Raw genomic sequence first — 25,570 nt, 5'->3', positions numbered from 1 at the left:
CCTTCAGAAGAGAACAATTTCCTTAGCGTTGTTTTTCGTTCCATTAATGATACTGTTGCTAAATTGTTTTTCTGTGCTCAGCGTGAGTGTATATTTCCTCATCGATCTCAGCCGGGCAAATGAATTTAGCAACAGTATCCATTAATACTCAAGGGCCTATACAAAGTGTTTGATTCCCACTCCCAGCGGGATCTTGCCGCTCACCTGCTGGCAGGCGCCTGCGCGCCTGCGCCCTTTTTATTGTGTGGTGCAGAAAAAGTTCTCCGAACTTTTCTGGACCACACAATAAAAACAGTTTTGAGCACCATTGGTGCGAAAACTCATGCGCCAGGATGGCGAAGAGCATGAGAATCAGGCTCTCCGTCCTTGCGGGTGAAAGAGGGGTGCAGGGGCGGCAGCCCATGACGGAGCGCGATGGCAGGCATGCCGGGGGCATGACAGTCCTCGCAAACTCCCCCTCCTCTCAATCCCCCGGAAGGATAGAGAGCCGGGAATCAAACACTTTGATAGTGAAAATTACCGGAAATAGAAGGCATAGACTTTTGTGCCTTCTATTTCCGGTAAATTTTTTCTGGACTTCACTGAGCAATATGTGCTACATTTAGTTTATTCAATGAAGGAATGAACCAGAATAGTGATCAGCGATGGTTCTTTTTCTGGGCAATCAGGTAATCAGTCAGTAGGAGTTCATAGCATGTCAACCCCTCTTTATAAAGATGCTCAAGCGGCCATTGAAGATCGCGTTGAGGACTTACTCAATCAAATGACGTTGGAGGAAAAGCTGGCGCAGCTTCAATGTCTCTGGAGCATCGATTTTGTACGCGAGAGCGTATTCGATACCGAGCATACAGCTGAGCTGTTGCGCAATGGGATTGGTCAGATTACGCGTATTGGTGCTGCAACCTCGCTGCATCCTCATGAGAGCGTGAAATTCTTGAATGCCATCCAGCGTGTGGCTGTCGAGCAGACCCGGCTGGGTATTCCCGTTATCCTGCATGAAGAATCGGTCGGTGGCCTCTGCCAGCGGGATGCCACGGTTTTTCCACAGGGTATTGCGCTGGCCTCTACCTGGGACCCGGAGCTGGTCAAGAATATTGCCGGTGCTATCCGTGAGCAGATGCTCTCGATTGGTGCGCGTCACACTCTCGCTCCCGTGCTCGATGTGGCCCGCGATCCGCGCTGGGGCCGCGTTGAGGAGAGCTATGGAGAAGATCCAGTCCTGATTGGTACCATGGGCGTGGCCTATGTGCAGGGTTTGCAGACTGAGGATCTGCGCAATGGTATCGCAACCACGGGCAAGCATTTCCTGGGCTATGCGATGTCTGAAGGCGGCCGTAACTGGGCACCTGTGCAACTGGGATTGCGCGAACTCTATGATATTTATGCCGAGCCCTTTGCCGCTGTAATCCGTGATGCCAATATTGCTACTATCATGAACTCCTATGCCTCGGTCGATGGCCTGCCCTGCGCGGGTAGCTATGCTATTCTCACCGAACTGTTGCGCGACAAACTTGGCTTTGATGGTCCTGTCGTCGCGGATTATTCTTCGGTTGAGCTCTTGAAGACACATCATAATGTCGCTAGCACATTGGGTGAAGCTGCCAGTCTGGCCTTACAGGCGGGATTGGATATGGAACTGCCCGCCACGGTGTGTTATGGAGAACCCTTGAGAGCCGAAATTGAGCAGGGACGAGTACCATTGTCGGTTATCGATACATCAGTACGACGGGTATTGAAGCTCAAATTCCAGCTCGGCATCTTCGAGCATCCTTATGGGAATGAAGAAGCTGTCGAACATGTCTTTGAGACGCCGGAGCAGCGTGCACTGGCACGTGAAGCCGTCGCGAAATCTACCATTGTCCTGACCAATGATGGCATCTTGCCATTGAAAGCAAATATCAAGCGTCTGGCCTTGATCGGACCTGGGGCTGATGACGAGCGCCTCCTGCAAGGTGATTATCACTATCCATCGCATGCTGAGATCACCTATCTGGCTCCTGAGAAGATCAAAAGCGAGGGTGAATTGCTAATGCCCACGCCCACTGTGGCAAGTGGTAACGGCTCTTACTTCCCAGGTCCCTATTTTACGCCTCACGTCACGCCTCTGGCCGGATTGCGCTCGGCTCTGGGTAACGATGTTGAGATCAGCTACGCCAAAGGCTGCGAAGTACTGGGAACAGATCGTTCAGGTTTCGCTGCAGCTGAGCAAGCTGCCAGTGCGGCGGATGTTGCGGTCGTTGTCGTAGCTGGCAAGAGCGGTCTGCTCCGGCCTGTAACCGTTGGTGAAGGAAACGATGCCACCAATCTGGACCTGACTGGCGTGCAACAAGAGCTTATCAGTGCCATCGCCAAAACAGGTACACCGCTGGTCGTCGTTGTCCTGAGTGGACGTGTCCATACGCTTGCGCAGATCGCAGAGCAGGCCAACGCCTTAATTCAGCTCTTTCCGGCTGGTGAAGAAGGTGGAAATGGTCTGGCAGACATCCTGACAGGAAAAGTCAACCCCGCTGGACGCCTGCCAGTCACCCTGCCACGTTCAGTCGGCCAGATTCCAATCTATCTCGGTATGCGTGCCGGTGGGGATTGCGCCATGTTCTTCGATGATTATATCGACTCACCCACTACACCGCTCTTCCCCTTTGGACATGGACTGAGCTATACCACGTTTGCATACAGCAACCTCGGTGTACAGGCTAGCAATACCACGCAGCCCATTGAGATTGCCATCGAAGTACGCAACAGCGGTGAACGCGCCGGTGAAGAAGTCGTCCAGTTGTATGGCAAAGATGTTGTGGGATCGGTCGCGCGTCCCATCAAATCCCTGCTGGGTTTCAAGCGTATCGCCCTGGCGGCAGGAGAGTCACGGACCGTCACCTTCACCGTCCATCCATCGCGTCTCGCCTTCCACGATGCCAGAATGCGCTTCGTCACCGAGCCAGGAGACTTCACCTTCAGCATTGGAGCCTCCTCAAGTGATATCCGAGCGGAACAGACCATCCAACTCAGCGGCGAGATCGCCTTCTATCAGCAAAAAGAAGTCGTCGCAACCCGCGTCACCATTGCATAACAAAGAATTTGATGTTCCTTCCACAGAGATTGTGCTGCTCGCTTGTAGGCAGGTGCTTATGCACCTGCACTTTTTCTGTAATAATAATTGTGCTGCTCGCTTGTAGACAGCTGCTTACGCACTGCACCTCTTCTACAATATATTGCATAAAATGTTTTTCAAGCATTTTATGCAATATATTGAGAATCTTTTGAGCGCCTTGAGCGCGAAAACTCATGTGCGAAGACCATTGAATATGTGTCAAGCCCTTGATGGCTCTCATCACGCTTGACCAAAAAGATATGGCATATCAGCGAGCCTCTCAGGCGTATTCACAAGGATAAGTAGCCCAATATGGCTATGTTTCAGGGTGTAATTTGGTGTATCAGTTTTTCTATGTTAAGATATCAATATGTTAAGGCTGATCCACTCATTGATCCTTTTCGCGAGAGGATAGTGAGTCAAATAGCTCCTCAGGTGAACACTGCCGTATCAACAGGTATCGAGCACATCAGCATTTTCCTACTGGAGTCAGACAAAAGGTTCCTCCAGTATCGGGTCCTCACAAACGGGTCCTCTCTTGTAAATTCCGTTGTCAATAGTTACTAATTTGCACCCTTATAGGAGTATGTGTTGAATTTACACCAGAACGTACAAATTACCTCTAAAAAACAAAATACCCTCTTCATCAAAGTAAGCATGGCTCTTCTCTTGAGCATGACATTACTGGCTGGTGTCCTGGGTTTCCATGCCCCACAGACGCATGCCGCCACCAATGATGCCTATGTTACCAGTGCTATCAATGATGCCTTTGGATCATATTCAGGTCAGGCTTTACGTATTGCGCAGTGCGAGTCAACCATGAATCCCGGTGCCACCAACTCTATGGCGATTGGCAACAGCCACGCTGAAGGACTGTTCCAGATCCTTTATCCCAGCACCTGGAGCGGGACATCCCAGGCTGGCGCATCCCCTTATGATGCTCGTGCCAATGCCCGCGCCGCCTTTGAAATCTTCAAACGCGATGGTTACTCCTGGAGAGAATGGCAGTGCCAGCCGTAATCTATCAATCAGGCTACACCTCGGCTGTACCAGGAAACTGTGCTCTGAAGAAGTACAAATCCACACAAGCAGGGGTGCAGGGATGCAATCCCCTGGCTTCTCACCTGCGTAGCGGGTGAGCAAGAACTCAAGAGAGCCGGTATGCTATCTTAGCAAGACAGCATACCGGCTCTCTTTGTGACTTTATTTTTAGGAGAACACACATTTTTAGGAGAACTGATAGAATAAAGAGAGCTCATAAGCATAGGAGTACTGAAATGTGATTATAAATAGCAGAGAATTATTAGAAATAGCTTAACGATTTTATTGCTGACTTGTATTCTGCTAAATAATAGGTTACTATATTTATGTGTACTGACTCCTGAGCATAAGTACTATAAAAAAGCCTGAATTTTCCCGTTAAATCGTACAAGTTCTAATTGACAAGTAAAACATCAGCCAAGGAAACTGCATGAATACATACAACCGTAGCGGGTATCGTGTAACTATTCCTACGCCTGAAAAATCTAGTTTTACCTGGGAAGACGAGGTTGTTCACTCCCTTACCACTCATCGGCAAGCATTGGAGCTTGCTCTTCATTCACTTTCCTTAGATCCACAGCATCTCGCAGAAGCCGTACAGCGCCTGATCAATACTCTGCAATCGGGCCATCGTGTGCTGGTGGTAGGAAATGGCGGTAGCGCGGCTGAGGCGCAACATTTTGCCGCCGAACTGGTTGGACGTTTTAAGCGTGAACGCAGGCCTTATGCTGTACTGGCGTTGACCACTGATACCTCAATCCTGACCGCGATTGCCAATGATTATGGCTATCAAGATATTTTTGCGCGTCAGGTCTACGCCCTTGGTCAGCCGGGCGATATGTTACTGGCCTTCAGCACCAGCGGTGAATCCGCGAATGTAATCAGTGCCGCCCATGCTGCCTGTCAGTGTGGTATGCAAACTATCGCCATCACCGGTAATTGCACAAACCAGCTGGCCGAGATTGCTGATGTGACGATTGGAATTGCAGGGATCGCTGAGATTGATGTGGCAACGGCCCAGGAATTGCATATGGTGGTGACGCATATTCTCTGTGATCTGACTGAAGCCTGGCTCTCTGCTGAAGACGCTGAGAAAGGGCCTCATTACCCTCAGATAGAAGCGCAGTAGCGCAGCAGGTAAGCGTGGAGGAAGTTTGTGATGACGAAACGCCGTGCTATCTTTCTGGATCGGGATGGGACCCTTGTCCATCCTTATCATTATCCTTCTCGTCCCGAACATTTGCGTTTGTATGCTGGTATCGGACCAGCCTTACGGCGTATGCAGGATATGGATTTTGCCCTGGTGCTGATCACCAATCAAGCGGGCATTGCACGTGGGTATTTTACGGTTGCCGACCTGGATGTGATGCATACCTATTTAAAGGAGCAGTTAGCCGAGGCTGCTGTCACGCTGGATGGTATCTATTACTGCCCTCATCATGTGGATGGCGTGATTCCCGAACTGTCAATCCGCTGTCAATGTCGCAAGCCACGGCCCGGAATGCTCTTGCAGGCGGCACAAGAACTGGCTATTGATCTCTCATCCTCCTGGTTTGTGGGGGATATTCTGGATGATATTGAGGCTGGCAATCAAGCTGGTTGTCATACCATCCTGGTGGATGTAGGGACCGAGCATGCCTCTTCCGCAGCGATCCGCACGCCGAAGTATATCGCGCGCGACACTATCCATGCCCTGACGATCATCAAAGCCGTGACGCTGCTGGAAAGCGATGTATCCCTGACCTATCGTCCTCCGCAATGGTCGCAGCCAGCCAGTTCCGAGGAGGTCGTATGCAACAGCTAGAGGCCACCGAACTCGTGCGGCGTTTCCGCGATCTGCACATCCTGGTGATTGGCGATGCAATGCTGGATTCCTATCTTGAAGGTGATGCCGACCGTCTCTGTAGCGAGGGACCGGTGCCCGTGGTGCGGAAAACGCGAGAATTGCGCATTCCAGGCGGGGCCGCAAATAGCGCGGCGAATATCAGGGCACTGGGCGCGCAGGTCGATTTCCTGGGTGTGATCGGCAGCGACCTTACCGGGACACTGCTCCGGCAGGCTTTGCGCGACCGTGGTATCAGTGATCAATGGTTAATCGCAGATTCATCCATTTACACTATTCATAAACTGCGTATTCTCGCTAATCAGCAATATGTGGTGCGCTTTGATGAGGGTGATAGAAATGCTATCAATCATTTCCTCACTGAAAAAGGTGGATTGCAGACATTGCTGTCACATTTAAATTGTTTGTATGCACATTGTGACGCGGTGCTGATCTCCGATTATTGCTATGGCCTGTTTACGGATGCAGTTATTGATCAGTTACAGGATTTGTTGATCAACCAGCCGAAACCTGTGCTGGTCGATTCTAAAGCTTTATGGCGCTTTCAAGCTTTGCCAGTCACTGTTGTGACTCCGAATGCGCTCGAAGCTCTGCTGCTGGCAGAACGCATGGCAGAACGCATGCTTGAATGTACAACCACTGGCTCTCATGAGCATATCGATGTATTTGAGATGAGCGAGCTGGTCCAGGTTGAATATGTGGCGCAGCAGTTGCTATCTGTCCTCAATACTCAATATGTGGCGCTTACGCTGGCCGAGCGCGGGGTGTTTGTGCTGGATCGCTGTCAGCATACGCTGCATGTCCCGGCTCATCCGGTTGCGCATGCTAATGATGTGGGCGCTGGCGATTCCCTGGCTGCGACAATGATCCTGGTCCTGGCGGCCGGTGGAGATATTGAAGAGGCCGCGCGTATCGGGATTGATGCCGCTGGTATTGCGGTCACTAAACAGTATACCGCAGCCGTTTCGCAGCAGGAATTATTACAACGCGTCAGCCTGAGAAGCTATGCCAGTGGATTGCAGGAGCAGGATTCCCGGCAGGAACTGGCGTCACTGACATCCCAACTGGAGCTTGCTCGTATGTCAGGGCAGACGATTGTCTTCACCAATGGCGTCTTTGATATCTTGCATGCGGGACACATCCAGTTTCTGCGGCAGGCGAAGCAACTGGGCGATGTGCTTGTCGTGGGAATTAATAATGATGCCAGCACCCGTGCTCGTAAGGGGCCCGGTCGACCCATCAACAGCGAGAGTGATCGTCTGGCCCTGGTGGCGGCCCTGGATATGGTGGATCATGCCATCCTCTTCTCAGAGGCTACTCCGAGCGCTTTAATTCGGACCCTGCGACCACATATCCATGTGAAGGGGGGCGATTACACGGAGGAAGAGCTTCCAGAGGCCCGCACGGTGCAAGCGGTTGGTGGCAAGGTTGTTATTCTACCCCTGGTCAACAATCTGAGTACCAGTAGTATGATTGATCGGATTGTCTCGCTATCTGTTCTGCATGAATAAAGGATGTCAGGACGTGTCTGTAAATGTCGTTAGCGGAGTGAGAATTATGTTGGATGAACGTTGGGCCGCGCTCAAAAATGTTTTGCTGGTACGCCTCGATAATCTAGGGGATGTCTTAGTAACGACGCCTGCTTTCCATGCTGTCAGGACAGCGCTACCTGCGGCCTATCTGACATTATTAGCCAGTCCTATTGGTGCTCAGGCGGCGGCGCTTAATCCTGATATTGATGATGTGCTTGTCTATCAGGCTCCCTGGATGGACCCCTGGCATGTTCGTCCACAGGATAGCATGTTAGAACAGCGGGTCATCGCCATGTTAAAAGAACGCCAGTTTGATGGAGCCATTATCTTTACCTCTTTTCGCCAGAGCTCTTTGCCCGCCGCCTATCTCTGTTATCTGGCGGATATCCCACTGCGCGCTGCCGCCTCGATAGATGGTCCCGGCGCGCTTCTCACCACGCGGCACAAACATCCCGAAAAGATGATGCATGAGGTTGAGCGTGGCTTGGATCTGGTGGGCGTTCTGGGGATGACTACCTCTGAAACCGATCTGGTGCTCAAGGTTCCCGTTACCGCCAGGGCCGCGCTTGCCGCCCACTTGCCTGCTTCGTTTCAGAATCCACAGCGCCTGCGCATCATCGTACATCCTGGATGTAGCATGCCCGCTCGTACATATCCCTGGGAAATGTATGCGCAGGTGATCACGTTACTGGTAGCGCAACTTGATGCAGAGGTGCTGCTCACGGGTATGCCTGATGAACGGGAGCTGGTGGACAAAATAGTGGCGCAGATAGAGAGCAAATATCATGCGTCGATCCTATCGCTGGCTGGCGGCTTAGATTTTCCAGAATTGTGCGCCCTGATCCAGAGTGCTGATCTCACCATCACCAATAATACCGGGCCAATGCATATCGCGGCGGCTGTCAAGACTCCCATTGTGGCTCTCTTTGCGCTGACCAATCCACCTGAGCAGTGGGGACCGTGGCACGTTCCTCATCGACAACTCTATCATGATGTCTCCTGCCGCATTTGCTATAGCCGTATCTGTCCCTATCAGCATGAATGCCTGCGTCTCGTGTCACCCCAGATGGTGATCAATGAGGCCCGCTCATTACTGTTGTCTGTATCTCAATCTGCTCCTTTATCCCTGAATCTTGAGCTTGCGAGCGGTGAAATAACCGGGAGAGGAGTGGAAAGCCTTGGATAGCACTCTTTGCTCGATTGCTATATTTCGTGCTTTACAACTGGGTGATCTGCTGGTTGCCGTGCCAGCTTTGCGTGCGTTACGAGCGCAATTCCCGGCTGCTGAGATTACCTTGATCGGTCTGCCATGGGCGGCGGCGTTTGTCGAGCGCTATCGCTGCTATCTGGATCACTTTGTCGAGTTTGCTGGCTATCCTGGTCTCAATGAAGTAGTTGTAGATGAGGAAAGGACGCAGCGTTTTATCGAGGAGCAGCGTGCGCGCAACTATGATCTGGTGCTACAGATGCATGGCAGCGGACAGAGCAGCAATCCTCTGGCGCTGGCCCTGCATGGCAAGAGAACCGCTGGCTATTACAAAGGACGTCCGCCGAGCGGTTTAACACTGGCGGCTGAATATCCTGAAACTTTGCCAGAAGTACAGCGCAACCTTGGGCTGGCGGCCCTGGTAGGCTGTAGCGAGCTTGATCCCCGGCTGGAATTTCCGTTGCAGGCGCAGGATCAATGGGAGGCGGCTGCATTGCTGGCTCCACTGGTTGCTATAGATCGTCCTGTGATTGGTCTGCATCCGGGAGCGCGTCCAGCGGCGCGCCGCTGGCCTGCCGAGTACTTTGCCCGCGTAGCTGATACGCTCGCACAGAGATACGCTGCTCAAATCATCTTGACCGGTGTTGAAGCTGACGAGACAACAGTACTGGATGTGCTTTCATATATGCATGTTCCCGCTCTGAATCTGGTCGGCAAAACCTCGTTGGGAGGACTGGCGGCGCTGCTCAGTCGCCTGGATTTGTTTGTGAGTAATGATACAGGACCCGCCCATATCGCCGAGGCCGTGTGTTGTCCTGGGATCACGCTGTTTGGTCCTGCTGACTACCGACGCTGGGCACCGCTGGATCAGACCATCCGTCACGCCTTGCGACGCCCGGTCCCCTGTAGTCCCTGTGATTACTGGGAATGCCCGATTGATCATCGTTGCTTACGCTGGCTTGCGCCATCTGAGGTTATTGCCAGCGCGGAAAAACTGCTCGCAACCTGTAGCCGTGACAACCGTGACAACCGTGGCATGCAGCGGTCGCATGCCTGATCTTTCATAGCGTGAGGAAGTGGAAATGCGAAGATTGAAAATCCTGATCTGGCACATTCATGGCAGCTATCTCAATACCCTGGCGCGTATCGAGCATGATTGGTATCTGCCCGTCAAGCCGGACCGCCCCGAAGGCTACGGTGGCAGAGGTCCTACCTTTGATCTACCTGCTTATGTGCATGAAGTGCCCGCCCAAGAGGTGCGCAACCTTCAGCTTGATCTGATTATCTTTCAGACGCCTAAGAACTATTTCGAGGATCAGGACGAGATTTTAAGTCCGCAGCAGCGCCAACTGCCCAGGATCTATCTGGAACATAACACGCCGCGACCACATCCCGTTGACACCTGTCATCCTATTGACGATCCCGCAGTCTTGCTGGTTCATGTGACGCACTACAACCGTTTGATGTGGGACAATGGCCGCACGCCAAGCAGGGTAATTGAACATAGCGTCGCGATTGATCCTGCTGTCAGCTATAGCGGTCATCTCGAACGTGGCATCACTATGATCAATGGTATCCAGAAGCGCCCACGCATTGCTGGATATGATCTCTTTTTACAGGCGCGCCAGGCCATTCCATTGGATGCGGTGGGTATGCAGACCGAAGAGTTTGGTGGTCTTGGAGATGTCGCCTATCGCCATCTTCATCAGCGCATCTCCGCCTATCGTTTCCTGTTCAGTCCTATTCGCTATACCAGCCTGCCGCTGGCTGTGATTGAAGCCATGACGATTGGTATGCCTGTTGTGGCCCTGGCGACAACCGAGCTACCGACCGTGATTGAAAACGGCAAGAGTGGTTATATTTCCTGTAATAGCGAAGAATTGCTTGAGCATATGCGCCACTTGCTGGCGTATCCAGAAGATGCGCGCCGCATGGGCGAGCGAGCGCGTCAGGTGGCCCTGACCCGCTTCAGTCTGGAGCGATTTAGTCGGGATTGGAATGCCGCATTTGCCCTGGTCACAGGTGAGCGCGAACAGCCTGTAGCCTCCCAGCGTAGTGTGTTCTAAACAAGGATTGCGAAAAGATGGATAGAAGAATACAAAGAATTGCTTTTTTGAGCGAGCATGCCAGCCCCCTCGCGCTACGCGGCGGAGCGGATGCAGGCGGCCAGAATGTTTATGTCAGTGAGGTCAGTTCTCAGCTTGCCTCGTTTGGCTATCAAGTAGACATATTCACACGCCGCGATGCTGCGGCCATCCCAGAGATTGTGGATTGGGCACCCGGCGTCCGCGTGATCTCGGTCATCGCTGGCCCTCTGGATACGCTCCCCAAGGATCTCCTCTGGCCCTACATGCCAGCTTTTCGCGATAATATCCTGCACATTATTGACCGTGAGCAGAGCAGCTATGATCTGATCCATAGTAACTTCTGGATGTCGGGCTGGGTGGCAATCGAGTTGAAGCAACGACTGGGCATCCCTGTTGTCCACATCTTTCATGCTATGGGCAAAACCAAGCAGCGCAACCAGGGCGACATGGATAGCAGTCCCGGTGAGCGTATCGCCGTCGAAACGCAAATCATCCAATCTGTGGATCGCCTGCTTGCCCAATGTCCCAGCGAGGAGCAGGAACTGATTGAAGATTACGGGGCCGATCCCCAAAAAGTCATCGTTATCCCTTCAGCCGTCAATACTGAAATCTTCCATCCTGTCGAGCGCGCAGAGGCCCGAAGTGTGGTGGGGCTTGATCCTTCTGCTTTCGTCGTTGCCTATGTTGGTCGCCTGTTGCCCCGCAAAGATATCCGTAATGTGGTACGTGGCGTCGCTCAGCTGATCGCTACCTGTGAAGCCAGGCAGGCGGGATCTGCCGCACGGATCAAGTTGCTGATTGTGGGAGGCGAAACGGTTGAGCCAGATCCCGTGGTCACACCAGAGATTGGTGTCCTCCAAAAGCTAGCTGCCGAGCTGGGGATTAGTGAGCATCTTCATTTTATCGGCAAACGCCAGCAGGATGTATTGTGTTACTACTATGGCGCGGGCGACGTGGTCGTTACTACCCCCTGGTATGAGCCATTTGGCCTGACTCCTCTGGAAGGTATGGCCTGTGGGCGTCCAGTCATTGGCTCCGCAGTGGGAGGCATCACCTACACCGTCGTTGATAACAAGACCGGTTTTCTCATCCCTCCCAAAAATCCTGCGGCCCTGGCTCAGCGCCTGCAACAACTCCTGCAAGCTCCAGAGCTTTGTCTCAGCATGGGACAGACGGCGCGCCAACGCGTCGAGCAATCATTCTCCTGGTCAACCACCGCGCTACACACAGCTATTGTCTATGCAGATCTGCTGATAAGCAGCCTGTCGGAGTCGGAGCAACAGTCAGAGTTGCGCTCCCCACGCGTAGCAGTAGCAGTGTCTGATCCTGAATATTGATGCGCGACTGTTTTTGTCCTGGCAGCTATATATATTGATTGTTCTTTATCTACTTATGATCTTGAAGGAGAGAGACTGATGGTTAAGCAAACATATTCTCTGGCGGGAAAAGTGGTATTGATCACGGGCGCGGGCAGCGGTCTTGGTGAAGCCACGGCCCATGCTTTTGCCGCTGAGGGCAGCCTGATTGCCTGTATTGATCTCAATGCGTCCGCCGTCAAACGTGTGGCGGAAGAACTGCAAGCCAGAGGCACGCAGAGTATTGCCCTTCCCTGTGATGTAAGTAATGCCCAGGCAGTCCTTGCTACCGTACAGGCGGTTGTAGAACAGCTAGGAAGATTGGATGTCGTGGTCAACTGCGCTGCGATTGACCATACTGTATCGGTCGAGGAAATGAGCATTGAACAATGGGATCAAGTGATCGGCGTTAATTTGCGCGGTCCATTCTTATTTTCCAAGGCGGCGTGGCCTCACTTGAAGCAGCAGGGTGGTCATATCATCAATGTCGCCTCTACGGCGGCCCTGCGCTCCTGGGGAAATGCCTCGGCCTATCATGCCTCCAAGCGTGGCTTGATCGGCTTCGGGCAGGGATTGGGGGTGGAAGGACGACCACATGGTATTCGCGTCACCACAGTCATTCCTGGAGGTATGAAGACTCATTTCTTTGACCGCTTTGCCACACAGGACATTCCTATGCCTGATCCACAAAACTTGCAGGAGCCTGCTACCGTGGCTGAGACGATCGTCTTTGCGACTCGAGTGCCAGTCGAGTCTAACATCCAGGAATTGCTGATTACACCCGCGACCGAAACCAGTTGGCCTTAGATACGGGTTTAGAGAAAGGGAAATGTATGATCATCGCACGTGCTCCTGTCCGGATCAGTTTTGGCGGTGGTGGAACAGATTTAGCAGCCTATTATGAGCGTTTTGGCGGTCTGGTGCTCAGTACCGCCATTACGCGCTACTGCTATGTGTTTATCAGCAAGCGTTCAAGGGCAGGCATCGGGATCAATTCCGCGAGTACACAGGAGTGGACAACCTGTCAAAGCGGCAGGATACCACTGATTGCGCGCCCGTTGGCCTTGCCCAGGGCTGCGCTGGCCTGGTTTATGGAACAGGGATGGTTACATGATGATATCGATCTTTTCCTGACCTCAGAGGTCCCATCTGGCAGCGGACTCGGCTCCTCAAGCGCGCTGGCCGTTGCTCTTATCGCCGCGCTGGGAACCTATTGCGGTCGAACCCTGCGCCCAGCAGAGATTGCCGAGCTGGCCTGTCAGCTAGAAATTGAGCGTTTGCAGATGCCGATTGGTAAACAAGATCAGTATGCCAGTGCCTATGGGGGGTTGAACACCCTTGAGTTCAGTGCTCAGGGAGTTCAGGCCAGGCCATTAGCGCTTCCTGCTGACATCCTGCAATCCCTTAATGCGCACTTGCTGCTCTTTGCCACCGGCCTGACCCATAACTCAAGTACCATCCTGGGAGCGCAGCAGAAAAGTACCCGTGAGGAAGCAAAGACACAGGACACATTGCATGCTATGAAGCAGCTGGCGGCACAGATGCGAGAAGCACTCCTGGCAGGCCAGCTGGATCACTTTGGTCACCTGCTTGATCAAGGTTGGCAGGCCAAACGCAGCCTCTCAGGAGCCGTCACCACCTCGGATATTGATCACTGGTATGCGTTGGCTCGCCAGTCTGGTGCTATCGGGGGTAAGATCACCGGCGCGGGCGGAGGAGGCTTCCTGCTCCTCTATTGTCCTCTGCCGCAACAGCAAGCAGTCAGAAAAAACCTGACGCAACAGGGACTCCAGGAGCTAGAGTTCGAGTTCGCTACCTTCGGTCCGCAAGTAAGCGAGCACGCATGGTAAGCGGGATAAGGATAGTACCAAAGGAAGGAAGGATGTGTTATGTATGACGATATACGGCAATACTGGCATGAGCTGGCCTGTTCAATAGATGAGATGCCTGTATACCTGCTCAATCAAGCAGCCGAAATACTTCTGGCATGTTATCAGCGCGGAAATACAATATTCTTGCTGGGCAATGGTGGCAGTGCCGCGACTGCCTCTCATTTTGCCTGCGATCTGACAAAAGGAACCCAGATTGCAGGCATACCAGCCATTCGCGCCATCGCCTTAACCGATAATGTTGCGCTGATGACCGCCTGGGCCAATGACACCACCTACGAGCGTATCTTTTCCGAACAACTCGCTGCTTTAGTCAGGCCCGACGACGTTGTAATCCTTATCAGCACCAGCGGTCAATCGCCCAATATTTTGGCCGCCGCTCATCAAGCCCGACGGACTGCTGTACCGATCATCGCCCTGACTGGTCCTCATGGAGGACAACTGGCCGCGCTGGCCGATTTAACGATCCGTGTACCCGGACCTTCCATCGAGCAGGTTGAAGATGAACACATGATTATCGCCCATAGCCTCTGTGTCGCCTTGCGCAAGCATCTCCGTGCCCAGAACGCATTTCTGACCCGGGTAACTTTACTACAAAATAGCGATGGTATACCCTTGAGCGATGGTATGCCTTTGTAAAAAGCGAACCAGACATTCCGACATTCAGATATGCAGAAAGATATGAAAGGGATAAACCGATAAAAGTCTGAAAAGAATGGAAGCCAGCAAAGACATAATCATTAGTTTGATATTATCATAAATCTATCATCCGGCGACCCGGTGCAGAGCACTCTTTCCTATAGCTCTGCACTGGCTATGTTTGCCCCTACGTCTCTTTTTTTATACTGCTATCGTTTGTTCACGACTGTGAAGATGTCATCATACCTCTATTTGTTGAATTTGCTGTTATTTCTACCCAGGCATCATAGGTTGCCTGCCCACCAGGGATGCCGGGGACGATATCATTCGCGCTGAGAGAGACAATAGGGGCGCCGCTGGTAACGCTATTGACCCCGATCCAGCCGTCGCGCATCCAGACCACGCCGGGCAGGATATCGTCGGTGACGTGCGCGGTAGCTTCAAATTGGCCGCGCTGATTCGAGATCGTAATAGGCGCACCATTGGCTATCGTGCGTCTCTCTGCGTCCTGAGGATGTATCCAGAGCTGCGGTCCCGGATTGGCCTTAGCAAGCGTCGGGAGTGCCTGTCCCTCATCAAAGAAGGCATGGAAGGCCGTGAGCGTGCGTCCCTGACAGAAGCGCAGTGGATATTCCTCACGTTCGGGAGCTGTGTAGGATGGTAGGGGAGATAATCCAGCCTCCCGGGCGCGCTCACTCCAGAACTCGATCTTGTGGGAGGGCGTTGCATAGCTGTGCTCCTGGTAAGCGATATGCGAAAGACCATTCTTCTCCCGGTATCCTCCGTGCTGGCGCAGTATCTCTACTGTCAGTGGTGCGCCAGATGCGGTGGTTTGTTTGCTCAGGAAGGCATTGATATAATCCTCCTCATCCTGCCAGGGAAAGAAATTGGCTATCTTGAGCCTCTGTGCCAGCTCGCGCAAAATGCTAATCAGGGAACGACACTCGCCCGCTGGCTTGAGCGCCTGCTCCATCAGATAAATATGGCTGCCAGTCTGCTTCAATCCGATACTTTCCAGCCAGGCGGTGGCAGGCAAAACAAGATCAGCGAACCGCCGGGCCGTCTCGTTCATAAAGAGATCATAGGAAACAACCAGCTTGACCTGGTCCAGTCCACGGGCGAGTTTGTTGGTATCGGCAAACGTGGAGAGCATATTGCTCCCAAAGGAGAACAGTACATCAAGCTGACCAGCAGTCAACGCCTCTGTAATGCTTGTCATATGGCTGGGGATCGCCAGCTCATCAGGCAGCATTGAGGACACATCTGTCAGGGGACTGGCAAAGCCGATACTCTCTGGACTGCCGCCGTGGCGTTGTCCCATCCCGCCGCCCGCAATTCCCACCTGTCCGGTAAGAGCAGGCAAGCAGGAGATGGTTCGGCTCGGCTCCCAGCCATGTTGGTGTTTAAACATAGAACTGCCGCCCAGCACGATGGTTGCGGGCCTCTGTGTGGCATAGCGGCGCGCGAGATCATGAATGCGCTCCGGCTCAATGCCCGTGATCGTGCTCGCCCATTCTGGTGTGTACTGTTCAAGATGGGTAGCAAAAGCCGCGAAACCAAGGGTGTGTTGATCAATAAATGCTTGATCATGAAGCCCTTCTTGCACGATCACATGTGCCAGTGCCAGAGCGAGCGCGGCATCGCTACCGGGCGGGAGCAGGATCACCTCATCGGCATGACGGGATGTCTCGGTGCGGCGTGTATCGATCTGAATCACATAGGCCCCACGTTTACGCGCCTTGATGAGGTGTGGCGCGAGATCAGGTTGGCTCGCTAGCGTCGCGCCCCAGAGTACAATCGTCTGCGCATGAGCCGCCATATCCTCTTTCGTATTCGTCTTCAACAAGCCTGTCAGGCCCAGGCCATAGCCGCCCATCGCCCAGCACACAATCGCAGTTACCCACTGCTGGAAACCGCCCAGCATGCCAAAGCGATTGAGCAACGTACCATTTATAGGCCCTGTTGTACCTATGCCATGTCCCCGCCAGAGTCCCACGCGTTCAGGCTGTGTCTGCTGGATCGCATCGACCATCATGGTATATGCCTCATCCCATGAGCAAGCCTCCCATTTATCCTCACCCCGAGCACCCACGCGGCGTAGCGGACGTAGCAGCCGTTTCGGATTCTCAAAGATCTCCTGTGAAGCTTGCCCCCTGATACAGAGAAAGCCCCGGCTATCTGGATTCTCTTGATCACCCTTGAGCGACAAAAGCCTGTTATCCTCAACCTCAACCTTCATGCCACATTGAGTAGGCGTACAATTCATTGGACACATCGTCGTAATCTGTCGTCTCCCGCTCATCTTCTCTCCTTCATATAGCCATAAATGGATACATATCCTCTTCTCAAGCATAATTGACGAATATCGTTATGGCAAGAGCCAATAGCTTATTTATAACCAGACCAATACTTACTGAGGAACGGTGACCGCTGCGGCGGCTTCGGCCTGCTGATGATGGTAGTTTTCCTCAACCATCGAACACTTTTGCCAATATCCTTCTAGCTAGTTAGGAAGGTAGCGCATCTCTTGTTGTTCTGGCGAACAAACGCCAACAAAGAAGGGTGTGCCATACGGCACACCCTTGCAAGCTCACCCTGTTTCCCTTTCCGCAAGAGGATTACTGGTGGTTTGGTTTTCGCGCACGAACAAAGGCACTTACAAATTTTCCATTGACCTCTTCGCGCTCACGATCAGAAAGAGCCGCGATGGATGCGCCTGCTCCACTCGCTGCAATCTCATCGAGCGAATAGCGCCGGGTGACCTCAACCTCGATATCGACAAACCCTGTGGCCTGCAACAAGGAGTGGTAGGTGCCTTCTTCGAGTGCTCCAGCCACACACCCGGCCCAGGACTCCATATCGCGCCGGAGAACCGGTGGGAGATCACCTTGTACGACAATATCGGAGACGGCAAAACGACCACCAGGAGTCAGCACTCGATATGCTTCACGCAAGACCTGCCCTTTGTCTGCTGAGAGATTGATCACGCAGTTGGAGATCACCACATCTACGCTGTTCTCAGGCAACGGGATGGCCTCGATAATGCCCTTCAAAAACTGAACATTCTCGATCCCTGCCTCTTGCCGATTGCGCTCTGCAAGTTCTAACATCGGATCGGTCATATCCAGGCCATAGGCAAAGCCGCTTGGCCCAACTCGTTTGGCCGATAGCAGCACATCAATCCCTCCTCCACTGCCCAGGTCAAGGACTTTCTCACCAGATTTGAGTTCAGCGAGCGCAGTCGGATTGCCGCATCCAAGCGAGGCAAGAGCCGCCGCAACTGGGATCTCGCCCAACTCCATCTGGGTGTAGAGATCAGAGGTAATGGGATTCCCCTTGCCTGCCTCTGTCGTACAACACTCTGACTCACAGCAGGAGGAGGCTTGTGACACAGGTGCAGGCGTTAGCTCTGCCACCGAGGCTTTCCCACAACAGTCTGACCCACAGCAGGAAGCACCTTCAGAAGGTGTTCCAAGGACCTGTAAGGCGGTTCTCCCATATCTGGCGCTCACTTCTTGCCGTAACTGTTCATCAGTTTGGGGAACGATTTTCATTTGCTTGTTCCTTTCCATTGCTCACCACGAGAAGAGCACTGCGCCCCTCTCGATAGCCTTCGTTTGAAGAGACGGAGTTCGGCAAAAAAGGACGCAGTGGCTGGCGCGTGTCTCCATTCGCGTCCTGGAAACAGGAGGATTGCTCACAGCAGTCACTGCGTGGCTGATAGTCCAGGATGTGTCCACGACGATCTAGCTCAAAATGGCAACAGGCTAGCAGTTCTTGCTTGAGTTTTTCTCGTGCGCGTTGGACACGCGATTTCGCGCCAGAAAGCGAGAGGCCCAGGCGCTCTCCCAGTTCTTTTTGCGTGAGTCCCTGATACTCCGTGAGAATCAATGCTTGGCGATCCTGGCCGGGAAGCGAGAGCACCATTGCCCGAACACACGGAAGCAACTCACTCACGATGTCATCATCGGGAAGCTCCTCTGGGAGGTCAAGCGCCTCCACATCATCCAACGTCGTCATCTGGTGACGGTGGCTGCGATAGTAATCAATGATAAGGTTGCGCGTGATCTGATAGATCCAGCTTTCCATGCGTCGAGCATCTCTAAGACTACCCCTTTGTTGATGGATTTTGAGATACACATCTTGTAACAGGTCCTCCGCTGTCGCATCATCAGCGACCCGGCGACGAATGAACTGGTACAAGGGTGTATGAAATGCTTCCCATGCTTGCTCAGTCGTGGTACTCATCACACTTTCCACGTCCTTTCCTGTTTCTCTCAAGAGATGACGGAGAGACTGCCAAAAGGACGCACAATGCGTCCTACACAGCATCCAGATGCAACACCATCGCCTGTGCGCTCACGGGACAGGCCCTCGTCCATTCCACCGACAGCTGAATGGCTGGTGCCACGGCTGCTCGGTTAATCATCCGAAACCCAAAGCGTGGGAAATAGTTGCTGGCCGTCTCAGTGAGTAGATAGACCTCAAGGAGACCGAGCTGCTTCGCATGAGCAAGCATGGCCTGGACGAGGTGCTGGCCGAGCTGCTGATCCCGATAGGCTGGGTACAGGGCGACCGAGCGCAGCAATGCCACCATTCCATAGACTTCTAACCCGGCACAGCCAATGAGACGCTTCCCTTCGCGTGCGACTAGCATCGTCGGAATCACTGCATCTGCTCCTTCTGCTGGTAAGGAGCAGGCTGAAAGCAAGCTGAGCACTGCTGGCAAATCGGTCAGTTGTGCCCATGCAAACGTGACTGTGTGCTCTTTTCCATCCATCATAGTCTCCTCTCTACACGCCGCTTCCACTCTTGTGCTCCCATCTGCTCCAGATCCCAGGGACTGCCGAGTGGCGGCGTGTAGGACAGGTCGAGATCAGAGAGCGCCTCGACTGTCATCTCATGAAACAACGCCGTGGCAATGATGTTAATGCGTTTGGCAACTTCTGTCTGCACCAAATCTCCCATCTGAGCGCCCAGGAGGCAACCTGTTCTGCTCACCCGTAGCGCTCCCAGACTCATGCCTGCTGCTCCTCCGCTTTGGCAGCCGCATACAACTGGGTGTACGAGAGTGCAGGCTTGCGCTCAAGAAACTGGTCGATTTTCGTAGCAATCAGATCGCGGATATGGCGAAACGCGGCGAGACGCTCTTGCTCGGTGCCAGTGACACGGCTAGGATCGGGAAAGCCCCAATGTACCTGACGATGTGCGCCCGGAAAGACCGGACAGCTTTCTTGCGCCTCGTGGCACACCGTCACCACCAGATCCATTGGAGGCTCGCTTGTGAATGCCTTAATACCTTTGGCGGTCTGACTGCTAATATCAATGCCCAGTTCCTGCATCGCTTTGATTGCCAGGGGATGCACCATGCGTGGCTGGGTTCCCGCGCTCAAGACCTCGAACGCGGAGCCGCCACGAGCACGCAGAAGCCCTTCAGCCATCTGGGAACGCGACGAGTTGTGGGTACAGAGAAAGAGCACCCGCAGCGGATGTTCAAGAGGGATTGAATGTTCAGACATAGGTCTTCTCCTCTGTTGTTGGTGCGTGTAGAGAGGTCTCATCAGTTCCAGTTGCTGTTGCCTGGAGGCTGGCCTGGCGGAGCCATCGATAGATCAGGGCTCCGACGACAGCTCCCAACAGTGGCCCCAGCACATAGACCCATTGCGCCGTCCAGGTCCAACTCACCAGAGCAGGACCAAGCGACCGGGCAGGATTCATCGAGGCTCCCGAAATGGGTCCGGCAAAGAGGGCTTCCAGGCCCACCGTTGCTCCAATAGCGAGGGCCGCCGCCTGCCCGACGGCGCGGGTATCGGTCGCCATCGCCATGATCACGATCATGAGGAAAAAGGTCAGCAGGGTTTCAAGCCCAAAGGATTGCCACGCCCCTCCATTGCCTGCCGGAAGTGTGCTGCCAAGTACGGCAACGTTGCCCAATAGAAGCCGTAAGCATCCTGCGGCCAGCAGCGATCCCAGCAATTGTGCCAGCCAGTAGCCAGGAAGCCGTCGCATCGGGAAGTGACGAGCAACCACGAAAGCCAGCGTCACCGCCGGATTGAAATGGGCACCGCTGATATGCCCAAAGGCGTAGATCATCACAGTAATGACCAGGCCAAAGACCAGGCCAACACCAACATGCGTAATGGTTCCATGCGAGAGCGTATCAATCATGATGGCTCCACAGCCTGCAAAGACGAGTCCAAAGGTGCCTAGTCCTTCGGCAAGCAAGGCGGCCCAGGTCCATCTTTGTTGAGCAGCAGCTTGTTGCGAGGGAGAAATGGGTGCTCTCGCCTGTTCTGTCATGGTCTCATCGCTCACTGCTTCTCTCCTTCTGTTCCAAATCCGTCAACAAGAGATTCACTCGCATCGCGAGCAGTTCTACCGTTTGCGCAAACGCTTGATCCACCTTCTGGTCCGATCCAACGGTTTCCACAGGATCGGGGATACTCCAGTGGATACGACGCGGAGCGCCAGGAAACGAGGGACACACCTCACGCATACGATCACACACCGTGACTACGAGATCAAATCGCTGATGCGTGACCTCATCAACATATTTCGAGCGGTGCTGGCTGATATCAATGCCGATCTTTGCCATCGCATGCACGGCGGCGGGATGAAGAGCGGTTGGTGTACTTCCTGCGCTTTCTACCATCACGTGTCCGCCGCTCAGATGACGGAGTAGTCCTTCCGCGATCTGAGAGCGTGCGCTGTTCTTGGTACAGAGAAAGAGAATCCGTCTGGATGGAGAAGGCAGCTGCCAGGTTCCTGCATCACGGACCATGACACCTGCACCAAGCACAGGGTGGATCGCTGCCCCAGTGGCAAGAAAGTGCTGGCGAAGCGTTTGAAGATCAAGGCTGTAATACATATCACGACCGTCAGCAGAACTCCGTCTCTCGGTCACCAAATGGCCTCGACGAAGTTGTTTCAGGTGATAGGACACTAGATTTTGAGGCAGATGTAATGCGCCGACCAGATCTTGTACACGCTCGTCGCTGTGCGAAAGGTATTGCACCAGATTCCAACGAACCTCATGCGAAATCTGTTTCAGCACATCCGGTAAGGGAAGAAGGTCGTCCACCGTTTTCTCCAATCAAAATTGATACAAAATAGATTGATGTATTTTCAAGAAGAGCATAGCAGAAAAGGATGGGAAAAATCAAGGGACGTTCTTGTCTCTTTTTTTCGTCAGGGAAGCTGGTGATCAGGCAAAGAGTGAGGTTGAGGGAAAATACCAGTTGATGAGTGCTGGACAAAAGAGAATGGGAAGGTCCTTCTTAACTTTGACGTTAACGTTAAAGATGTTATATACTATTGGTGAACCAACAAAGGGATGAATAAATGAGCACATCTTTGAAGAGAAAGAGAACCATGATGGTCGATACGTCAGAATCTCAAATTGAAATGGATAAGCATCCTTCCTGTTTTACGATTGAGCAGGTGGCTTCTCGTACCGGCCTGACCAGGCGCACCCTGCGTTACTACGAGGAAGTAGGTCTATTGCCAGCTGCCGAGCGGACTGAAGGAAATTATCGCCGCTATAGCGAAGAGGATATCCAACGCCTGGAGCACATCAAGGCTTATAAGAATCTATTGGGCTTTTCCTTGCATGATATCCGGGTCTTGTTAGCGACAGATCAGGAACGCGAGGTGATCAAGGAGGCCTATCGGCAGGAGACTGATATTGAGACGAAGATTGCACAGCTCGCTCAAACTGATGTGCTTATTGAGCAACAACTGCAACTGGTCGATCAAAAGATCGCTGGCTTGCTAGAGATGAAAGCATCCTTACAAGAGCGTCTTGCGCGGCATGCAGAGACGCGTAAACGCTTGCAAGATAGCTAATATATCGTGTATCGGGATGCCCTTTTTTGATGGTGTGTCCTGACAGAGTAGAAGCCCGTGGCAACCGTAAGCTGGTGCTCCTATGCTGTCAGGCTAAAGACTATTCCTGATGGAATAGAAAAGGTTGGTTTTTATCGCGGATAAGAAAATAGAAAATTATGTATAGTATTACATAAACACACATGGATTGGAAAACAATAGATGCAAACTACTACAGGGAAGATCGTAGCGGTCTCTGGTCAGGTTTCCGAGTCTTATACAAAGAAAGTACGCTTTCCAGCGCTTCATCAACGCAACTTTCGATTATTCTGGTTTGGGCAGCTTATCTCACTCATCGGCACATGGATGCAAACCACCGGTCAGTCCTGGTTGGTCCTGCAACTTACTCACAACTCCTTAGCACTGGGAACAGTTGGCGCATTACAATTTCTCCCCATTTTACTGTTCACCCTGTTTGGCGGAGTTCTCGCCGATAGGCTACCCAAGCGGAGGGTACTCTTATGCACCCAGGTCTTTGCCGCCTTGCTGGCAACCACCCTGTGGATTCTTTATACTACCCATACCGTTCAGATCTGGCATATCTCTATTCTCGCCTTCTTGCTGGGACTCAATAATGCTTTTGACATGCCCACCCGTCAGGCCTTTGTGGGTGAGATGGTTGGACGTGAGTCATTGCCCAACGCCGTGGCTTTAAACTCATCAGTCTTCAATATGGCAAAAATTGTGGGACCTGGCGTGGCGGGTCTGATGATTGCTCGCTTTGGTGAAGGACCACTGTTTCTTGGCAATGCTCTCAGTTTCATTCCCGTCCTTATTGGTCTATCCTTTATCGATACCAGTAAATTATTCGTACAGCCTCGTAAGGTGACTCAGCCCCAGGTTGGTGCGCTGACGAGCCTGCAACAGGGACTTCACTACGTGAAGCAGACGCCAGCAATCTTCTTGATCATTGCGGTCGTCGGGGTTGTCTCCCTGTTCGGTGTAAACTTTAACGTCGTCGAGCCACTCATCAGTACTGATCTCTTACATCAGGGTGCGCAAGGATTTGGCTTGATCTCCTCGTCCTTCGGCTTTGGAGCCTTGATCGGTGCTCTCTCAATTATGGCGAGCAACAAGAGGATCAGTTTCAAGAAAATGTTTATCCGGGCTGCTCTCTTCTGTCTCGCGCTGGGCCTGGTTGGCTTATCCCACTGGTATCTGCTATCGATAGTGCTGGCAATGGTAACTGGTTTTTGTATGATCACTTTTACCGCAAATGCCAATACTGCGCTACAAACTATCGCCCCTGATCATCTGCGTGGGCGTGTCATGAGTGTCTACATGCTCGTCTTCAACGGCACTACTCCGGTGGGAAATCTCTTCACCGGCTGGCTAGCGGGACTGATCGGTATCTCATTGACCCTGCTGGTCAATGCAGCGGTAAGCCTGATTGCTGTCATGGTCGGTTGGATCAAGCGCGGACCGGCTGAAGTAAACCTGCATCAGGAAATGCGTTATAAATAGGAATTCCTTAGCTATGAATTATAGAGAAATGGCCCGGACGTCGCTATCAACATCCAGTGTCTGATAGCGACGTCCGGGCCATTTCTTTTATGACTGCACTTCTATTAGTAGGTGATCACACCTTCCAGCGTCTCGTCGATGCGTTTGAGATCGCTTTCGGACAATGTGATGTCGAGCGATTTCAGATTTTCATCGATCTGCTCAGGGCGCGAGGCTCCAATAATGGCGGATGATACATTGGGACGGCCGAGCACCCAGGCCAGTGCCAGTTGGCTCAGCTTATAGCCACCCTCGTCGGCCAGTTTCTGCAAACGCTGCACGGCGGCTAAGGTTTCGTCCTTCAATAAATGTTGCATAAAGGTATTGGTCTGCTTGTTGGCAGCGCGTGTATCTGAAGCCGGTTGCTGTCCGGGTTTGTATTTGCCGGTCAAGACACCTTGAGCCAGTGGTGAGAAGACAATCTGGCCGATTCCCTCGCGCTCACACAGTGGCACAACATCTGGTTCGATATGGCGGTCCAGCAAGCTATAGGATGGTTGATGCGATACGATTTTATCGAAATTACGTTTCTCAGCGGTGTGAACAGCATCAGAGATATTTGTCGCGGTCCATTCTGAGACACCCACATAGTTGACTTTACCCTGGCGTACCAGATCATCCATTGCCCGCAGAATCTCATCCATCGGGGATGCGGGATCGTGGCGATGACATTGGTACAGATCGATATATTCCACACCCAGGCGTTTCAGGCTGGCATGGCACTGTTCCATGATATGTTTGCGCGAGAGGCCACGATCATTGGGACCTTTGCCAACTGGAAAATAGACCTTGGTTGCCAGGAAATAAGAACTGCGTGGATACTCTTTTAATGCCTGTCCGACAGCTTTCTCTGCCTCACCATTATTATAATTATTGGCCGTATCAAAAAAATTGACGCCCGACTCATAGGCGTGGTGAATACAATCGATGGCCGTTTGCTTTTCTACGGCTGTTCCATAGGTAAGCCAACTCCCCAATGCAATTGAACTCACGCGTACACCAGAGCGACCTAAGTGACGATATTCCATTGTTCTTTGCCTCCGTACAAGCTATATATGACAATCGTTCTGTATAAGTATATTACAAAGTCTCTACTATTTGTGTCTGTTTATGATACGGAACTATAGCTAGCTACGGATACTGATAGAAAGACTAAAACCTGGGATTCGGATGAGAGCAACCCGAATCAACGCAGCAACTACCCTTCGTGGACAATAGTGCTTCAATAAGAGGAATATGGAAAAAAAACAAAAATGATGGGGTTTCGTCGTAATTCTCGTTATTGAAGCGCTATTGCCCGTGAAGGGCACCTACTCCAACAAATGAATGGAAAGAGGGAGCATGGGGAACGCCGATGCATCCGTAGGAGCCACCCTTCAGAACTTATCCGAAAACCTACAAGGAGGAAACGCGATCACATTGTTGAAAGCAAATGAGCGCACAAGCCAAGCACAACAAGGTCTGATAGGAACGCGGGCGCTTCTCCCAGCGGATCAGCAGAC

The 25,570-nt window shown here is 52.6% G+C and carries 23 protein-coding genes; 14 read left to right on the top strand and 9 right to left on the bottom strand.

From position 1 onward, the window contains the following. Positions 1-694: 694 nt before the first annotated feature. From F1593_RS05465 to F1593_RS05410, 12 genes are all read left to right on the top strand, one after another. Positions 695-3,067: a glycoside hydrolase family 3 N-terminal domain-containing protein gene (locus F1593_RS05465; protein WP_149400543.1), complete on the top strand. Its 2,373-nt coding sequence runs from the start codon at positions 695-697 to the stop codon at positions 3,065-3,067. 612 nt (positions 3,068-3,679) lie between these two features. Then, a complete protein-coding gene (locus tag F1593_RS05460) occupies positions 3,680-4,108 on the top strand; it encodes a transglycosylase SLT domain-containing protein (protein ID WP_235932496.1) in 429 nt (142 codons plus the stop codon). Between the two features lie 451 nt (positions 4,109-4,559). Next, positions 4,560-5,258, top strand: a complete 699-nt coding sequence (locus F1593_RS05455; protein WP_149400541.1) for a D-sedoheptulose-7-phosphate isomerase — start codon at positions 4,560-4,562, stop codon at positions 5,256-5,258. A gap of 30 nt (positions 5,259-5,288) precedes the next feature. Beyond that, positions 5,289-5,933 carry a D-glycero-alpha-D-manno-heptose-1,7-bisphosphate 7-phosphatase gene (locus F1593_RS05450; protein ID WP_149400540.1) on the top strand — a complete coding sequence of 215 codons (645 nt, stop codon included), beginning with the start codon at positions 5,289-5,291 and terminating at the stop codon, positions 5,931-5,933. Beyond that, complete coding sequence (rfaE2, locus tag F1593_RS05445) at positions 5,921-7,483, top strand: D-glycero-beta-D-manno-heptose 1-phosphate adenylyltransferase (protein WP_149400539.1); 1,563 nt, start codon at positions 5,921-5,923, stop codon at positions 7,481-7,483. The genes F1593_RS05450 and rfaE2 overlap by 13 nt, the downstream gene beginning before the upstream one ends. A 46-nt stretch (positions 7,484-7,529) precedes the next feature. Then, on the top strand, positions 7,530-8,690 hold the full coding sequence (locus F1593_RS05440; RefSeq protein WP_149400538.1) for a glycosyltransferase family 9 protein: 1,161 nt from the start codon (positions 7,530-7,532) through the stop codon (positions 8,688-8,690). Then, positions 8,683-9,768 (top strand): glycosyltransferase family 9 protein, encoded by a 1,086-nt coding sequence (locus F1593_RS05435; RefSeq protein ID WP_149400537.1) that lies wholly within the window; start codon positions 8,683-8,685, stop codon positions 9,766-9,768. Before F1593_RS05440 ends, F1593_RS05435 begins: the two co-directional genes overlap by 8 nt. A 25-nt stretch (positions 9,769-9,793) precedes the next feature. Next, a complete protein-coding gene (locus F1593_RS05430; protein WP_149400536.1) occupies positions 9,794-10,777 on the top strand; it encodes a glycosyltransferase in 984 nt (327 codons plus the stop codon). A gap of 17 nt (positions 10,778-10,794) precedes the next feature. Beyond that, a complete protein-coding gene (locus tag F1593_RS05425; RefSeq protein ID WP_149400535.1) occupies positions 10,795-12,135 on the top strand; it encodes a glycosyltransferase in 1,341 nt (446 codons plus the stop codon). Positions 12,136-12,213: 78 nt separating this feature from the next. Continuing rightward, entirely contained in the window at positions 12,214-12,960 is a 747-nt protein-coding gene (locus tag F1593_RS05420; protein ID WP_149400534.1) for an SDR family oxidoreductase, read from the top strand. 26 nt (positions 12,961-12,986) lie between these two features. Next, entirely contained in the window at positions 12,987-14,003 is a 1,017-nt protein-coding gene (locus F1593_RS05415) for a GHMP family kinase ATP-binding protein (RefSeq protein ID WP_149400533.1), read from the top strand. A 39-nt stretch (positions 14,004-14,042) separates the two neighbouring features. Beyond that, the gene (locus tag F1593_RS05410; protein ID WP_149400532.1) at positions 14,043-14,681 is read left to right on the top strand and encodes a D-sedoheptulose-7-phosphate isomerase; all 639 of its coding nucleotides are present in this window, start codon (positions 14,043-14,045) and stop codon (positions 14,679-14,681) included. A 220-nt stretch (positions 14,682-14,901) separates the two neighbouring features. On the opposite strand, the gene F1593_RS05405 is transcribed toward F1593_RS05410, so the two are convergent. The 8 genes from F1593_RS05405 to F1593_RS05370 all read right to left on the bottom strand — a co-directional run bounded on the left by F1593_RS05405 (position 14,902) and on the right by F1593_RS05370 (position 21,762). Next, complete coding sequence (locus F1593_RS05405; RefSeq protein WP_172631881.1) at positions 14,902-16,983, bottom strand: molybdopterin-containing oxidoreductase family protein; 2,082 nt, start codon at positions 16,981-16,983, stop codon at positions 14,902-14,904. A 316-nt stretch (positions 16,984-17,299) separates the two neighbouring features. Continuing rightward, a complete protein-coding gene (gene arsM, locus F1593_RS05400) occupies positions 17,300-18,235 on the bottom strand; it encodes an arsenite methyltransferase (protein WP_216368786.1) in 936 nt (311 codons plus the stop codon). Beyond that, entirely contained in the window at positions 18,213-18,929 is a 717-nt protein-coding gene (gene sigZ / locus F1593_RS05395; protein ID WP_149400530.1) for an RNA polymerase sigma factor SigZ, read from the bottom strand. The genes arsM and sigZ overlap by 23 nt, the downstream gene beginning before the upstream one ends. Positions 18,930-19,002: 73 nt before the next feature. Beyond that, complete coding sequence (gene arsN2, locus F1593_RS05390; RefSeq protein WP_149400529.1) at positions 19,003-19,464, bottom strand: arsenic resistance N-acetyltransferase ArsN2; 462 nt, start codon at positions 19,462-19,464, stop codon at positions 19,003-19,005. Further along, positions 19,461-19,703: a hypothetical protein gene (locus F1593_RS05385; protein ID WP_216368785.1), complete on the bottom strand. Its 243-nt coding sequence runs from the start codon at positions 19,701-19,703 to the stop codon at positions 19,461-19,463. The genes arsN2 and F1593_RS05385 overlap by 4 nt, the downstream gene beginning before the upstream one ends. Continuing rightward, a complete protein-coding gene (locus F1593_RS05380) occupies positions 19,700-20,200 on the bottom strand; it encodes an arsenate reductase ArsC (protein ID WP_149400528.1) in 501 nt (166 codons plus the stop codon). The genes F1593_RS05385 and F1593_RS05380 overlap by 4 nt, the downstream gene beginning before the upstream one ends. Continuing rightward, a complete protein-coding gene (locus F1593_RS05375) occupies positions 20,193-20,996 on the bottom strand; it encodes an MIP/aquaporin family protein (RefSeq protein ID WP_149400527.1) in 804 nt (267 codons plus the stop codon). The genes F1593_RS05380 and F1593_RS05375 overlap by 8 nt, the downstream gene beginning before the upstream one ends. Next, a complete protein-coding gene (locus F1593_RS05370) occupies positions 20,986-21,762 on the bottom strand; it encodes an arsenate reductase/protein-tyrosine-phosphatase family protein (protein WP_172631880.1) in 777 nt (258 codons plus the stop codon). Before F1593_RS05370 ends, F1593_RS05375 begins: the two co-directional genes overlap by 11 nt. 290 nt (positions 21,763-22,052) lie before the next feature. On the opposite strand from F1593_RS05370, the gene F1593_RS05365 reads away from it, so the two are divergent. Then, the gene (locus F1593_RS05365) at positions 22,053-22,526 is read left to right on the top strand and encodes a MerR family transcriptional regulator (RefSeq protein ID WP_172631879.1); all 474 of its coding nucleotides are present in this window, start codon (positions 22,053-22,055) and stop codon (positions 22,524-22,526) included. 201 nt (positions 22,527-22,727) lie between these two features. Then, complete coding sequence (locus F1593_RS05360; protein ID WP_149400524.1) at positions 22,728-24,029, top strand: MFS transporter; 1,302 nt, start codon at positions 22,728-22,730, stop codon at positions 24,027-24,029. Positions 24,030-24,133: 104 nt separating this feature from the next. On the opposite strand, the gene F1593_RS05355 is transcribed toward F1593_RS05360, so the two are convergent. Next, positions 24,134-25,096, bottom strand: coding sequence for an aldo/keto reductase family protein (locus tag F1593_RS05355; protein ID WP_149400523.1), 963 nt, complete (start codon positions 25,094-25,096; stop codon positions 24,134-24,136). Between the last annotated feature and the right edge of the window lie 474 nt (positions 25,097-25,570).

Source organism: Dictyobacter arantiisoli (assembly GCF_008326305.1).
In the GTDB taxonomy this organism is placed as follows: domain Bacteria; phylum Chloroflexota; class Ktedonobacteria; order Ktedonobacterales; family Ktedonobacteraceae; genus Dictyobacter; species Dictyobacter arantiisoli.
This window is presented reverse-complemented; position numbering and strand designations above follow the sequence as displayed.